Origin of the sequence: Lentzea sp. (assembly GCF_035525475.1) — a bacterium.
Classification (GTDB): Bacteria; Actinomycetota; Actinomycetes; order Mycobacteriales; family Pseudonocardiaceae; genus Lentzea.
Window position 1 is genome coordinate 1 of sequence record NZ_DATLEC010000135.1, and the last position, 13751, is coordinate 13751.

General features: G+C 69.2%; 13 protein-coding genes, 1 tRNA gene and 1 pseudogene. 9 read left to right on the forward strand and 6 right to left on the reverse strand.

Annotated elements, in window-relative coordinates:
* Window positions 1-198: 198 nt before the first annotated feature.
* Window positions 199-283 (reverse strand) — tRNA-Ser (locus VM306_RS22560).
* Window positions 284-311: 28 nt separating this feature from the next.
* Window positions 312-743 carry a MarR family winged helix-turn-helix transcriptional regulator gene (locus tag VM306_RS22565; protein ID WP_325518290.1) on the reverse strand — a complete coding sequence of 144 codons (432 nt, stop codon included), beginning with the start codon at window positions 741-743 and terminating at the stop codon, window positions 312-314.
* A 166-nt stretch (window positions 744-909) separates the two neighbouring features.
* On the opposite strand from VM306_RS22565, the gene VM306_RS22570 reads away from it, so the two are divergent.
* The 4 genes from VM306_RS22570 (at window position 910) to ypfJ (ending at window position 5534) form a co-directional block, all read left to right on the forward strand.
* Window positions 910-2625, forward strand: a complete 1716-nt coding sequence (locus tag VM306_RS22570; protein WP_325518268.1) for a bifunctional metallophosphatase/5'-nucleotidase — start codon at window positions 910-912, stop codon at window positions 2623-2625.
* 97 nt (window positions 2626-2722) lie between these two features.
* Window positions 2723-3289, forward strand: coding sequence for a hypothetical protein (locus tag VM306_RS22575; RefSeq protein ID WP_325518270.1), 567 nt, complete (start codon window positions 2723-2725; stop codon window positions 3287-3289).
* 55 nt (window positions 3290-3344) lie between these two features.
* A complete protein-coding gene (locus VM306_RS22580) occupies window positions 3345-4067 on the forward strand; it encodes a hypothetical protein (protein WP_325518272.1) in 723 nt (240 codons plus the stop codon).
* Between the two features lie 570 nt (window positions 4068-4637).
* Window positions 4638-5534, forward strand: a complete 897-nt coding sequence (ypfJ, locus tag VM306_RS22585; RefSeq protein WP_325518274.1) for a KPN_02809 family neutral zinc metallopeptidase — start codon at window positions 4638-4640, stop codon at window positions 5532-5534.
* A gap of 66 nt (window positions 5535-5600) precedes the next feature.
* On the opposite strand, the gene VM306_RS22590 is transcribed toward ypfJ, so the two are convergent.
* Together VM306_RS22590 and VM306_RS22595 are read right to left on the reverse strand one after the other, a co-directional pair.
* Complete coding sequence (locus VM306_RS22590) at window positions 5601-7112, reverse strand: M28 family metallopeptidase (RefSeq protein WP_325518276.1); 1512 nt, start codon at window positions 7110-7112, stop codon at window positions 5601-5603.
* Between the two features lie 80 nt (window positions 7113-7192).
* Window positions 7193-7825 carry a GNAT family N-acetyltransferase gene (locus VM306_RS22595; protein WP_325518278.1) on the reverse strand — a complete coding sequence of 211 codons (633 nt, stop codon included), beginning with the start codon at window positions 7823-7825 and terminating at the stop codon, window positions 7193-7195.
* A gap of 45 nt (window positions 7826-7870) precedes the next feature.
* Between VM306_RS22595 and VM306_RS22600 the strand changes: the two genes are divergently transcribed.
* Entirely contained in the window at window positions 7871-8836 is a 966-nt protein-coding gene (locus VM306_RS22600) for an NAD(P)H-quinone oxidoreductase (RefSeq protein WP_325518280.1), read from the forward strand.
* Here VM306_RS22600 and VM306_RS22605 read toward each other — a convergent pair.
* Together VM306_RS22605 and VM306_RS22610 are read right to left on the reverse strand one after the other, a co-directional pair.
* A complete protein-coding gene (locus tag VM306_RS22605; protein WP_325518282.1) occupies window positions 8820-9464 on the reverse strand; it encodes a class I SAM-dependent methyltransferase in 645 nt (214 codons plus the stop codon). The genes VM306_RS22600 and VM306_RS22605 overlap by 17 nt on opposite strands.
* 18 nt (window positions 9465-9482) lie before the next feature.
* Complete coding sequence (locus VM306_RS22610) at window positions 9483-10682, reverse strand: cysteine desulfurase-like protein (RefSeq protein WP_325518284.1); 1200 nt, start codon at window positions 10680-10682, stop codon at window positions 9483-9485.
* Between the two features lie 91 nt (window positions 10683-10773).
* Here VM306_RS22610 and VM306_RS22615 point away from each other — a divergent pair, with 91 nt between their 5' ends.
* The 4 genes and pseudogenes from VM306_RS22615 to VM306_RS22630 all read left to right on the forward strand — a co-directional run.
* On the forward strand, window positions 10774-11247 hold the full coding sequence (locus tag VM306_RS22615) for a bacterial proteasome activator family protein (RefSeq protein ID WP_325518292.1): 474 nt from the start codon (window positions 10774-10776) through the stop codon (window positions 11245-11247).
* Window positions 11248-11311: 64 nt separating this feature from the next.
* Complete coding sequence (locus VM306_RS22620) at window positions 11312-12151, forward strand: class I SAM-dependent methyltransferase (RefSeq protein WP_325518286.1); 840 nt, start codon at window positions 11312-11314, stop codon at window positions 12149-12151.
* A gap of 68 nt (window positions 12152-12219) precedes the next feature.
* A complete protein-coding gene (locus VM306_RS22625) occupies window positions 12220-13134 on the forward strand; it encodes an ABC transporter permease (RefSeq protein ID WP_325518288.1) in 915 nt (304 codons plus the stop codon).
* A gap of 19 nt (window positions 13135-13153) precedes the next feature.
* Window positions 13154-13751, forward strand: a pseudogene (locus tag VM306_RS22630) (ABC transporter ATP-binding protein); the annotation flags it as partial.

A 13751-nucleotide genomic window follows, 5' to 3' on the forward strand; every position in this document is an offset into this window, starting at 1 on the left:
CTGCGTTCAGCACGTCTACACGGCCGGTGAGCTGACTCGGATGCTTTCGGAGGCCGGGTTCGGTTCGGTCGCGTTGTACGGCGACACCGACGGGGGCTCGTTCGAGGTGGGCAGCCATCGGTTGCTGGCGGTGGCGCGCCGCTAGCCAAACGACCGGGGGCGGCACACCGGAATGGTGCGCCGCCCCTGGTCAGACTGCGGAAGCGGAGGGATTTGAACCCCCGGACGGTTGCCCGTCTCCCGCTTTCAAGGCGGGTGCATTCGGCCGCTCTGCCACGCTTCCAAGACACCACCGGCGTCCGCCGGGAAGCCTAGCCGTTCGCCTCGCGCAGGTGCGTCGTGACCCGGTCGAAGACCTTGGCCAGCACCTCGCCCTCCTCGGGCGTCAGCAGGTCGATGATGTGCTCGCGCACGCCGCGCAGGTGGGTGGGGGCCGCTGCCACCAGCTGGGTCATGCCCTTCGGGGTCAGCTCGGCCAGGACGCCTCTGCCGTCCTCCGTGCACTCGCGGCGCAGCACCAGGCCCGCCTTCTCCATGCGGGCCACCTGGTGGGAGACGCGGGACTTGGAGGAGGCGACGTCCTCCGCGAGTTGCGTCATGCGCATGCGGCGGTTCGGTTGTTCGGAGAGGCGGACCAGGATCTCGTAGTCCGCCAGTGACACTCCGTGGGCGTCCTGGAGCTCCCGGTGCAGGCGGTCCATGAGCATGGACGAACCGCTCACGTAGGTGCGCCACGCACGCATCTCCCCCGCGTCCAGCCAGCGCGGCTCCTGCTCACTTGGTGTCACGGGAACAAGGCTAGACGGCCGGATGACGATCCAGTCATCCCTCTGGAAAACGCGGCCTCCTGGAGGCAGACTCCTCCGCCGTACACGCGCGTTAACCACGCCTTCGAAAGGCCTCCAACCCATGAGTTCGTTCAGACGGCTTTCCGTTCTGGCGATCACCGCCGCCGCGGCCACTGTCATCAGCGCTACCGGGCCTGCCCAGGCCGATGTCCAGTCACTGCGCGGTCGGGGCACGGTGGACGTGCGCCTGATCGGCATCAACGACCTCCACGGCAACATCGAGCCGCCCACCGGGTCGTCTGGACGCGTCATCCTCCCCGACGGCACGACCGTCGACGCCGGTGGCGCCGCTTACAACGCCACGCACATCAAGAACCTCCAGAAGGAGGTCGAGAACTCCGTCATCGTCGGGCAGGGCGACCTGATCGGCGCTTCGCCGATCGTGTCGGCGTTGTTCCACGACGAGCCGACGATCGAGGTGCTCAACAAGGTCGGCATGGACACGACCGCGGCGGGCAACCACGAGTTCGACGAGGGCTACAAGGAGCTCCTGCGCATGCAGCGCGGTGGCTGCCACCCGGTCGACGGGTGTCAGTTCAGCGACAGGTACAAGGGCGCGAACTTCCCGATCCTCGGGGCGAACGTCACGCACGCCAAGAGCGGGCTGCCCGCTCTGCCGCCGTTCTGGGTGGAGATCCGCGACGGCGTTCCGATCGGCTTCATCGGCATGCCGCTCAAGGACGTGCCGATCCTGGTCGACCCGAACGGCATCAAGGAGCTCGCGTTCGGTGACGAGGTCAAGGCCGCCAACAAGTACGCCAACCTCCTCGACGCCATCGGCGTGAAGTCGATCGTGCTGCTCGTGCACCAGGGCGACCAGGTCACCGCCTCCGGTGGCGGGCCCAACGCCTGCAACGTCGCCGCCAACAACCCCGGCAGCGTCATCGCCACCCAGGTCAGCCCGAAGATCGACGCGGTCTTCTCCGGCCACAGCCACCAGCACTACAACTGCGTGGTCAAGGACCCTGCCGGCAACCCGCGCCCGTTCATCGAGGGCCTCGCTTTCGGGCGTGAGCTCAGCGTCGTCGACCTGAAGATCGACCGCCGGACGCGCGACGTCATCCGCGGCGAGACCAAGGCGGACAACAAGATCGTGACCCGCACGGTCACGCCGGATCCGGCCATCCAGTCCGTGATCGACCTGGCCAAGACGAAGTCGGCCCCGATCGCCAACAAGCAGGTCGGCACGGTCAGCGCGGACATCCTGAAGCTGCAGAACGCCGCGGGCGAGTCGCAGCTCGGCAACCTGATCGCGGACTCGCAGCTCGCGGCCACCTCGGGCAACGGCGCGGTGCTCGCGCTGATGAACCCCGGTGGCGTGCGCGCGGACCTCACGTACGCCAGCTCGCCCGCTGGTGAGGGCAACGGTGTCGTCACCTACGGCGAGGCGTTCACCGTGCAGCCGTTCAGCAACATCCTGCAGACGGTCACGCTGACCGGCGCGAACATCAAGACCGTGCTGGAGCAGCAGTTCACCGCTGCCAGGACGTTCGTGCTGCAGCCCTCCGCGGGCCTGAAGTACAGCTGGTCGGCGTCCGCGCCGTTCGGTTCGAAGGTCTCGAACGTCGTGCTCAACGGCGCTCCGCTCGACCCGAACGCGAGCTACCGCGTGACGATCAACAGCTTCCTGCAGGGCGGCGGTGACGGCTTCAGCGAGTTCACCAAGGGCACCGCGATCACCGGTGGTGGTATCGACCTGGACGCGTTCGCCGGCTACCTGACGGCGCACCCGAACCAGGCCCCGCCGGCGCAGGACCGCATCACGCAGATCCCGTAACCGCGGACCGCGTGCGAAGGCCACCCCGGCGACGGTAAGTCGGCGGGGTGGCCTTTTCGCGTGTCCGGTTGCTCCGTTTGATCTAGTGTGAGGGCCGATGTCGTGGTTGCGTCGGCTCCTCCTGCTCGCCGGTCTGGTGACCGGTGCCTGGCTGCTGGGCGGCGCGGGCGAGGCGAACGCCGACGTCAGGGTCGAGATCGACCGGCTCGGGATCGAGGTGGGGCTCCCCGTCGTCGACATCGGGGTGGAGATCGTCACCGGGATCGCTCCGCCGCAACCGGAAGCGCCCCGTCCGCCGAAGCCGGACCCGCGCACCGAGAACCCCGCACCACCACCTGAACCACCTCCGGCTCCTGTCGCCGAAGCGCCGCCCGTGCAGATCGAGGCACCGGAACAACGGCACCACACGCCACCGCAGCCGTCGGCCACGACTCCGCCCGCGAACCCCGTTCCCCAGCAACCGCAACCGCGCGCGGAGCAGCCGATGACCGGCACGCTCCCGCAGAGCGGCGCGGGCACGTCGGCGAGCGGCTCCCAGATACCGGCGGGCACGTTGCCGCACGCGATGCGGCCGCCCACCACCACGACGTCTCTCGTCAGCACCGAGCAGCACGCCGTGCCACGCACCGTGCGCGCGGAGGAACCGACGTTCTCCCCCGACTGATCCCCGTGCCCGCACGAGCCGAGGGATCAGCCATCTCACGTCAGGGAGAACAGTCATGCGCAAGAACCTCAACCGAACGATGTCCGCGGCCCTGCTGACCGGCGGGATCATCGTCGCCACCGCCGGGTGGGCCCAGGCGGTTCCTGTTCCGGTCGACGTCGACGAGGAGGTCCGCGTCGGCACCCTGCTGAGCGTCCCCGTCAGGATCTGCGGCAACGCCATCACCGTGCTGGGCACCGCTGACGCCACGTGCGAGGAGCAGCCCGCCGCGCGCGTCCAGGCCGACAAGGCGCTCGTCTCCGCGCCCGTCACGGTGTGCGGCAACTCGATCGGCGTCGCCGGCGGCGGCACCGGCAGCTGCGGTCAGACCAGGCCGGATCAGGCCGACGGCACCGTCGAGGCGCCGGCGACGGTCTGCGGCACCAGCGCGGCCGTGCTCGGCACCGCGAGCGGCGACTGCGGCAAGACCGGGGAGCCCCAGCCGGAAGAGCCGGAGCAGCCGGAACTGCCCGAGCAGCCGCAGCCGGAGCAGCCGGGCGGTCAGAACCCCGGTGGCGGCAACGACGACGGGAACGACAACGCCGGTTCCGGCACCACCGGCGACGACTCGGGCGCGGGCACCCCGCAGACCGGCATCAGGGCGTCGCACCAGGCGTCCGCTATCCCAGGGCTCTCGCGGACCGGCGCGGACCCGCTGGAGTTCCTGCTGGTGGGTCTCGGCTTGATGACCGCGGGCGTGATGGCCCGCCGCGGCGCGCGTCGCTCCGCGAAAGCCTAATCATTTTCTGACCATTTTTCACAATCGCCCGGCGAGCACTCCGCTCACCGGGCGATTGCTGTCCGCACAGTCGATCTCCGCAGGTCACCCGTCCGACTTCACCAATTCAGGTTTGGTGTGAGGTGTTGAGAAATATGGCGATCAAGCGCATAGTCGAAGACGAGCTGGCAACCGGAACGGTGACTGAACCAAACCACCGGAGGCCACGCCCGGAAGGGGTCAGGTGGTGCTGTGCAGGTATCTCCTCGCTGTGGCGAAACGCGGTCTGTCGCATCCCCGCGAGCGGACTGGACGTAACCGGTCCGGTCGCGACTGCGTAGCGACGGACACGAGGTTTCGGGTGCCCAGGCGCCGTCAGGCGTCGCTCGGTGCACTTCGACGCTGTTGAGCTCGGCATCGCTGACGTCTCATGGCGTCACCGGCTGAGCGCCACGCCAACCTTCGTGGGCCGTAGTCGTCACTACCACATGGAAAGCCTTGGTGCGGTGCCCCGACGTGGGCTCCGCACCAAGGCGTGTTTGGTGCTTTATCGTTTGCGGCACCCAGGGGGTCCTTAACAGGAGGATTGCGGTGCAGTTCAACGAAGGCGCGGAACTCGATCTTTCCCAGGTTTCGGACCAGCGGGGCGTCGGCGGCCGGGTCGCCGGCGTCGGCGGTGGCCTCGGCGTGGTCGGTTTGATCATCTACTTCCTGGTGCAGCAGTTCACCGGCATCCAGCTGCCTTCGAGCGGGCTGGAGGGCCTGGGCACGAACACCCAGGTCGAGTCGAGTCAGCTGGCCGAGAAGTGCAAGACCGGCGCCGACGCGAACCGCGACGGCGACTGCCGGATCGTGGCCACGATCAACTCCGTCCAGGCGTTCTGGACCGACCAGTTCGCGCGTTCCGGCAAGACCTACCAGGTCACCAAGACCAACTTCTTCCGCAACAGCGTGAACACGCGCTGCGGCAACGCGACGTCCGCGGTCGGCCCGTTCTACTGCCCCGCGGACTCCCAGGTGTACATCGACCTCGACTTCTTCAACGAGCTGCGCACCAAGTTCGGTGCGACCGGCGGCCCGTTCGTCGAGGCCTACGTGCTGGCCCACGAGTACGGCCACCACGTGCAGAACCAGCTGGGCACCTCCGACCGGGTCGGCCAGGAGACCGGTCCCACCTCGGGCTCGGTGCGCCTGGAGCTGCAGGCCGACTGCTACGCGGGCGCGTGGGGCAAGGCCGCGACGACGACCCCGTCGGCCAACGGCCAGCCGCTGATCTCGAACATCACGCAGGAGGACATCGCCGCGGCGCTGGACGCGGCCTCGCGCATCGGCGACGACTTCATCCAGCGCGAGCTCGGCGGCGGCCGGGTCGACACGACCCAGTTCAGCCACGGCAGCTCGGCGCAGCGGCAGAAGTGGTTCAACACGGGGCTGGAGACGGGCGACCCTGCCCGCTGCAACACGTTCGACACGAACAACCTGGGCTGAGACGCTCGCGCAGCGAGAAGGCCGGGCCTCCCGACGGGAGACCCGGCCTTCAGCGTTTCCGGGGAACTACGAGGCGGCCAGGTGCGAGTGGTCGTCGTGCACAGCGGCCGTCCGCAGTGACGCGGCCTTGCGCGCGTCGGCACGCTTCGCGCGCGGCGGCACGCCGTTGACGTCCTCGGTCGAGACGCCGTAGGCGGCCGTCACGAACGCGATGGCGCCCGCGTTGCGACCCAGGGCCGTGCGGTCGATGTTGCCGAGGTTGTCGCACGCCGAGTGGTAGCACGGGTCGTAGGCGACACCCGCCGTGCCGCCCCACTTCGCCGCCTGGGCCGCGGTCTTCACGCCTTCGGCGCCGGTGAAGAGGCCACCGGCCGGGATGCCCTGCGCGATGAACTCGCCGTAGTCCGAGCGGCCCGAGAAGTCCGTGCCCTCGGTCGGGACGCCCTTGGCCGCGAAGTAGTCGGCGAAGGCCTTCTCGATCTGGGCGGAGCCGTACGGGCCAGCGCCCGCGCCCACGTTGTCGGAGTTGTCGCCGTCGTAGATGAAGTACGCGGCGTTCGGGGAGCCGACCATGTCGAAGTTCAGGTACAGCGCGATGTCCAGCTGCTGCTCGAACGTCAGCGACTGGACGTACTCGGTCGAGCCGATCAGGCCGCGCTCCTCCGCGCCCCACCAGGCGAACCGGACCGCGTTGTCGACCTTCGGGCGGGAACCGAGCTGCAGCGCGGTTTCCAGCAGGGAGGCCGAACCGGTGCCGTTGTCGTTGATGCCGGGGCCGACCTCGACGCTGTCGAGGTGGGCGCCTGCCATCACGACGTTGTTCGTGCGGCCGGTGCGGGTCTGGGCGACGACGTTGCGCTGGGTGCGGGTCTCGGTGTGGAAGCGCATGTCGACGGTGATCGCGGAGCCCGCCTTGCCGGCGAGCGTGGTGCCGTCGGCCTGCGAGACGCCGCCGGTCGGGATCTTGCCGGGGTTGGTCAGCGTCACATTGGACAGCGGGCCGGCGACGTTGTTCGAGACCAGCACGGCGATGGCACCCGCGGCCGCGGCGTTGAGGTGCTTCTGCTCGAACGTGCAGCCGCCGCGGCGGATCAGGGCCACGGAGCCGATGAAGTCCTGGCCTGCGAAGTCGGTGGCCTCGCAGCCCGTGGTGGCGTCCTCGGGAACGACGCGCAACGGGCCCGTCACGCCGCCTGCCGGGGTCTGCGGCGACTCGCTGAGGATCAGCGCCTGGTAGGTCACGCCGCCGACGCGGGCGATCTCGGCGTCGGTGACGGAGACGTCGAAGTCGAACGTCGGCGTGGACACGATGAAGCCCTCGTCGCGGAGCTTGCCCGCCACGTAGTCGACGCTCGCGTCGTAGCCGGGGGTCAGGGCGGCGCGGTTGCCGCCGTTGCGGTCGGCGAGGCGCTGGAAGGCGATCAGGTGCCGGTTGACGCCCTCGACCGTCACCTTCTTCGCGAGCTTCCTGGCGAGGGCGGGGCCGGCTGGTTCAGCCGCGGCGGACGCGGTGGCGGTGGGGGCTGCGACCAATGCCGAGATGGCAAGCACTGTCGCCAGCTTGGTTCTGCCGGACATGTGAACGTTCCCCTTCGGTCGAGATGGCGCAACCCTCACAAAGAGGAGACCCGGGACACAATCCGTCTCTCGGCGGGAACTCAGCTGGTGAGCAGCTGAACACTCTCCGCGAGACCCTCGACGGAGACCTCCCACTCCGGGCGCACGAAGCCGGCGGCGTCCAGGCGCAGTCGCACGTGCTCAAGACGCTCGCCGCGGGGTGCGGCGCCCATCGTCCCGTCGTGCACGTAGCCGAGCTTCTCGCTGACGCGGTTCGACGCGGGGTTGCCCAGCCAAGCCGCCGAACGAGCGATGGTCGCGCCCAGGTGGTCGAACGCGAACTGCAGCACGGCGATGCGCATCTCGGTGCCGATCCCGCCGCGCTGGTGCTCCAGGCCGAGCCACGAGCCGGTGTTCACCTCGCGCAGCACGCCGAAGTCGCGCGCGGCGATCTCCTGCACGCCGACGACCCTGCCGTCGAGGCGGACGAGGAAGGGGATCGCCCAGTCCTTCGCCGCGAACTTGGCGCGCAGGCCCCAGAAGTGCTGGAGCGTGGCCCTGCCGTCGTCCTCGGCGAGGGTGTCGGTCCACGGCACGTAGAACGGCATCTCCGCCGGGTCGTGCACACCCGCCTTCGCCACCTCGACGAGCTCGAACAAGCCCTCGTCGTCGTCCGGGCGCAGCTCCAGGCGCGGGGTGCGGAGGACCAGGTGTCGCAGAGGCCAGGCGTCCATGATCCGATGGTGCCGGACGTGTCGAACGGTATTACGGTCGATCACATGCGTGCCATCACCGTTCGTGACCCAGGCGGCCCAGAGGTGCTCGAGTGGACGGAGGTCCCCGACCCCGTCCCCGGTCCCGGCGAGGTGCTGATCGACGTCGCCGCGAGCGCGGTCAACCGCGCGGACCTGTTGCAGCGCCAGGGTTTCTACCCACCGCCGAAGGGCGCGTCGGACATCATCGGGCTGGAGTGCTCCGGCACGATCGCGGCGGTCGGCGAGGGTGTGACCGGCTGGGACGTCGGTGACGAGGTGTGCGCGCTGCTCGCCGGCGGCGGCTACGCGGAGAAGGTCGTCGTGCCGGCACCGCAGGTCCTCCCGCTGCCGCAGGGCGTCGACGTCGTCACGGCGGCCGCGCTGCCCGAGGTCGCGTGCACGGTGTGGTCGAACGTCGTGATGGACGGCAGGCTCAAGCTCGGCGAGACGTTCCTCGTGCACGGCGGCGCGGGCGGCATCGGCACGCACGCGATCCAGGTGGCGAAGGCGCTCGGCGCGACGGTCGCCGCCACCGCGGGCTCCGACGAACGGCTGCGGAAGTGCGCCGAACTGGGCGCCGACATCACGGTCAACTACAAGACCCAGGACTTCGTGGCCGAGGTCGAGAGCGCCGACGTCGTCCTCGACAACATGGGCGCCGCCTACCTGCCCCGCAACATCGACGTGCTCGCGCAGGACGGCCGGTTGATGATCATCGGCATGCAGGGCGGCGTGCAGGGCGAGCTGCCGATCGGCAAGCTGCTGGCCAAGCGCGCGATGGTGATGGCGACCGGGTTGCGCGGGCGGTCGGTCGAGAACAAGGGCGCGATCGTCGCCCAGGTCCGCGAGCACCTGTGGCCGCTCGTCGAGAGCGGTGCGGTGAAGCCGATCGTCGGCGAGGTAGTGCCGATGTCCGATGCCGCGGAAGCGCACCGGTTGCTGGAGGCGAGCGACGTCTTCGGCAAGGTCCTGCTCAAGCGAGAGCGGTAGCCGACGCCAGCGCGGTCCGGGGAGCCGTGCGGAACTCCAGCCCGAACTCCTCGGACCACCGCGTCAGCACGGCCTGCTCGTCGGGGCGGTCGGCGTCGTCCGCCAGCACGGTCGCGCCCGGCGCCAGCACGGCTCGCAGCACCGGCAACGCGGGATAGCGCGAGTCACCGAACCCCGGCCCGTCCACCAGCAGCAGGTCCACCAGCCCGAACCGGTCGACGTACGCGAGCACCTCGTCGTGCACCTGCTGCGGCGCGTACCACTGGCCGTGCCGCGGCAGTGCTGCCGGATGCCGTGACAACGGCGCGTGCACCACGCGGGCGACCGAACCCAGACCTTCGCGTCGTAGTTGTGAGGCGACGAACGCGGCGATGCGCTCGTCGTGCTCGATCGACAGCAGGTGCCCGAAACCTCGCTGCTGTAACAGACGCGCCAGCAGGACGGACGTGGAGCCGCAGCCGAGCTCCACCAGGACGGTCCGCGCGCTGAGCACGATCTCGTCCATCACGGCGACGAGAGCGGACGGGCGCAGGTCGCCGGAGAGCCGGGGCAGGTACTCGGTGTTCAGCGATACGAGGCGGTGCAGGGCCGAAAGATCAGCGAGCTCGCGATCCAGCGAGTCGTCCAAGCAAGATCTCCTGAGTCCTCATGCCAGTTCGGCCACGGCCCTGACCAGGTCGTCCATCTCCACCGCGTTCGTGTAGTGCGCGAGCCCGATGCGGATGGCGCCGCCGATCTCGCCGACGCCCAGCACCGAGAACACGCCGTACTGACCGGGGTCGGCGAACGCGCAGACACCCCGGGACGCGAGGTGTTCGACGCCGTCCTCCGCCTTGACCCCGGCGATCGAGAACGCCAGCGCCGGAACCCGTCGCATGGCGTCACCGATCACCATCACGTGCCGCAGCGAGCGCAGCTCGTTGATGAGGTTGGCGAGAAGCCCCGCCTGGTAGGCCTTCACGGACCCGAGCGACGTGAGCAACCGCTCACGGCGCGTGCCGGACGCCGCGTCGTCCAGATCAGCCAGGTACTCCACCGATGCAACGAGACCGGCGAGCATCGGGTACGCGTGCGGGCCGAGCTCGAACCGTTCCGGGCCGCGGGCGGCCGGGTCGACCGAGACCGACGGCAGCCGTTCCAGCATCGACGGGTCGCGGAACACCAGCGCGCCGACCGGCGGGCCGCCCCACTGGCCGGCGGAGAGGGCGATCACGTCGGCGCCCATGCCAACGATGTCGAGCGGCACGAAAGGCGCGGCCGAGGAGGCGTCGACGACCATCAGCGAGCCGTGCGCGCGGGCCACCGCGGAGATCTTGGCGAGGTCGGGCCGGGTGCCCACCACGCCGGACGCCGCGGTGATGGCGATGAGCTTGGTGCGGTCGGTGACGAGCTCGTCGTACTGCCAGCTCGGCAGCTCGCACGTCTCGATGTCGATCTCGGCCCACTTGACCGCGCTGCCGGTGCGCTGGGTGGCGCGCAGCCACGGCGCGATGTTCGCCGGGTGGTCGAGCCGGGACACGAGCACCTCGTCGCCCATGAACCAGTCGTCGGTCATGGCGTCGGCGAGGCGTTGCAGCAGCACGGCGGAGGACGGCCCCAGCACGACGCCGGCGGGATCGGCGCCCACGAGGTCCGCCACGGCCCTGCGGGCGGCGTCCACGATGCCCTGTGCGCGCTGGGAAGCCGGGAAGATGCCACCGGGTCCGGAGACCGGGGCGCGCAGCGCGGTGGAGACGGCGGTGGCCACCTGTTCCGGCACCTGCATGCCCGCCGGTGCGTCCAGGTGGACCCAGCCGTCGCCGAGCGCGGGGAAGAGCCCCCGTACCCGTGCGACGTCGAACGCCATGACTCACACCGTACGTATGAACGCAAACACGGTGTCGGCCAGCCCCCACCCGGCTAACCGGGGCAGAGGGAAAGAAGCGAGGATGGAGACCATGACAAAGGAGCAGCCCGTCGTAATCGTCGGCGGTCAGGACGGCGACATCACCGACATGGTCGAGCAGCCGGCCAAGGTCATGCGGATCGGCACGATGATCAAGCAGCTGCTGGAGGAGGTGCGGGCGGCGCCTCTGGACGAGGCGAGCCGCAACCGCCTCAAGGAGATCCACAAGCGGTCGATCGAGGAACTCGAGGACGGTCTCGCGCCGGAGCTGCGCGACGAGCTGGAGCGCCTCTCGCTGCCGTTCACCGAGGACGGCACCCCGTCCGACGCCGAGCTGCGGATCGCGCAGGCCCAGCTCGTCGGCTGGCTGGAGGGCCTCTTCCACGGCATCCAGACGGCCCTGTTCGCCCAGCAGATGGCCGCGCGCTCGCAGCTGGAGCACATGCGCGGGCGGGCGCTCCCCGCCGGCAGCGGCGACGGGGCGGACGCCGGGCCCACGGGCAAGGGAACGGGGCAATACCTCTAGACACCTCTGGCACGACAACCTGAACGTGGCTCTACGATGCGCTGAACTTCGGGAAGGAGCCACCGTGCTCGAGCGTGTCCGCCGTGGCCTGCAGGCCAAGCAACTTCGCCACAAGCTGCGCGTCAAGGCGATCGAACTGGTCCAGGACGCCATCGCCCCGCAACGCGAGCAGATCCAGCGCTTGCAGGTCCAGATCGACGGTCTGCGGGACGAGCTGCGCAGCGAGCTGGCACACCAGGCGAACCGCATCGTCGACCACTCGGTGGAGCAGGAGGTGCGGACCCGGCGCGACATCGTGTTCGCCGCAGACCAGGAGGCCGCGCTGCAGAGCGCGCGGTTCGTGCAGGAGCACATGCCGCGCGTCCCGCACTTCGGCACGCCCCAGGCGACGCTCGAGCACGCCCTCGCCCACGCCCCGGCGGAGGGCATGGCGCTCGAGTTCGGCGTCTACACCGGCGGCACGCTCAAGGTCATCGCCAACGCCCGCGACGGCGAGGTCTACGGCTTCGACTCGTTCGAGGGCCTGCCGGAGGACTGGCGCAACGGGTTCCCGGCCGGCACGTTCACGATGGACGGCCTGCCGGACGTGCCCGGTGCCGAGCTCGTCCCCGGCTGGTTCGACGAGACGCTGCCGAAGTTCCTCGAGGAGCACCAGGGGCCGGTGACGCTCCTGCACGTCGACTGCGACCTGTACTCGTCCACCAAGACCGTGCTCGACCTGGTCGGCCCGCGGCTGGTCGAGGGCAGCGTCGTCATCTTCGACGAGTACTTCAACTACCCGCAGTGGCAGGAGCACGAGCACAAGGCCTGGATGGAGCACGTCGAGGCCCACGGCGTCGAGTTCGACTACCTCGGGTACACCTACGACCACGAACAGGTCGTCGTCAAGGTGACCAAGGTCTGAGCCAGGTGATCGCACCGTGACCCACCGGTGAGCAAGCCTCCGATCGGACGCCGGTACGCTCAGTCCTCGTGCAAGCCACCAGTACCCTCGACCACTCCGAGGCGCCCCCCGCCGTCAAGTCGCGCAGCTTCCAGCGCGCGTTCGCCGACGTGCGGGAGGCGTGGCACCACCGCGAACTGTGGGGTCACCTCGGCTGGCAGGACATCAAGCAGCGTTACCGGCGTTCGGTCATCGGTCCGCTGTGGATCACGATCTCGATGGGCACCACGGCCCTCGCGCTGGGCCTGCTGTACTCGGTGCTGCTCGGAACGGAAGTCGCGACGTTCCTGCCGTACGTGACGGTCGGCTTCATCGTCTGGAACTTCATCGTCGGCTGCGTCACCGAGGGCACCGACGTCTTCATCGCGAACGAGGGGCTCATCAAGCACCTCCCGGCACCCATCACCGTGCACGTGATGCGCATGGTGTGGCGCCAGGTGCTGTTCCTCCTGCACAACCTCGTGGTCTACGCGGTGGTGCTCGCGATCTTCTTCACCTCGCTCAACCACGAGTACCGGATGACCGACCAGGGTCCGCTGCACCCCGGTCTGAGCTGGACCATCGTGCTGGCGATCCCCGGCTTCGTCCTGCTCGCGGTCAACGCGGTGTGGGTCTCGCTGCTGTTCGGCGTCATCAGCACCCGCTTCCGCGACATCCCGCCGGTGGTGAACAGCTTCATCAACCTGGTGTTCTTCATGACGCCGATCGTCTGGGACGCCAGCATCCTCACCAAGGTCACCGGCGGTGGCGACGCGGGCTGGCGCATCCTGGTCGCGGAGCTCAACCCCGTCTACCACTTCGTCGAGATCGTCCGCGCGCCGCTGCTCGGCCACGCGGTCGACTGGCACCACTGGGCCATCGTCGGCGGCTTCACCGTCGTCGGCTGGTTCGCCGCGCTGGTGATCCTGCGCAACTACCGCGCCCGTGTTTCCTACTGGGTCTGACGAGGAGGTCGGCTAAACCATGGTCAGCATCGACGTCTGGAACGCATCGGTCGACTTCCCGATCTTCGACGCCAAGACGCGGTCGATGAAGAAGCAGGTGCTCGGCAAGGTCGGCGGCAAGATCGGCTCCGACACCAAGGTGCCCATCATCGAGGCGCTGCACGACATCACCGTGTCGCTGAAGGAAGGCGACCGGGTCGGCCTGGTCGGCCACAACGGCGCGGGCAAGTCCACGCTGCTGCGGCTGCTGTCGGGCATCTACGAGCCCACCCGCGGCTCAGCCAGGATCATCGGCAAGATCGCGCCGGTCTTCGACCTCGGCATCGGCATGGACCCGGAGATCTCCGGCCTCGAGAACATCATCATCCGCGGCCTCTTCCTCGGCATGACCGCGAAAGAGATGGAAAAGCGCGTCGACGACATCGCGGAGTTCACCGAGCTCGGCGACTACCTCCAGATGCCGCTGCGCACGTAGTCGACGGGTATGCGCGTCCGCCTGGCGCTGGGCGTGGTGACGTCGATCGACCCCGAGATCCTGATCCTCGACGAAGGCATCGGCGCCGTCGACGCGGCGTTCCTGGCCAAGGCCAAGGACCGGCTGAAGGATCTGGTGAAGC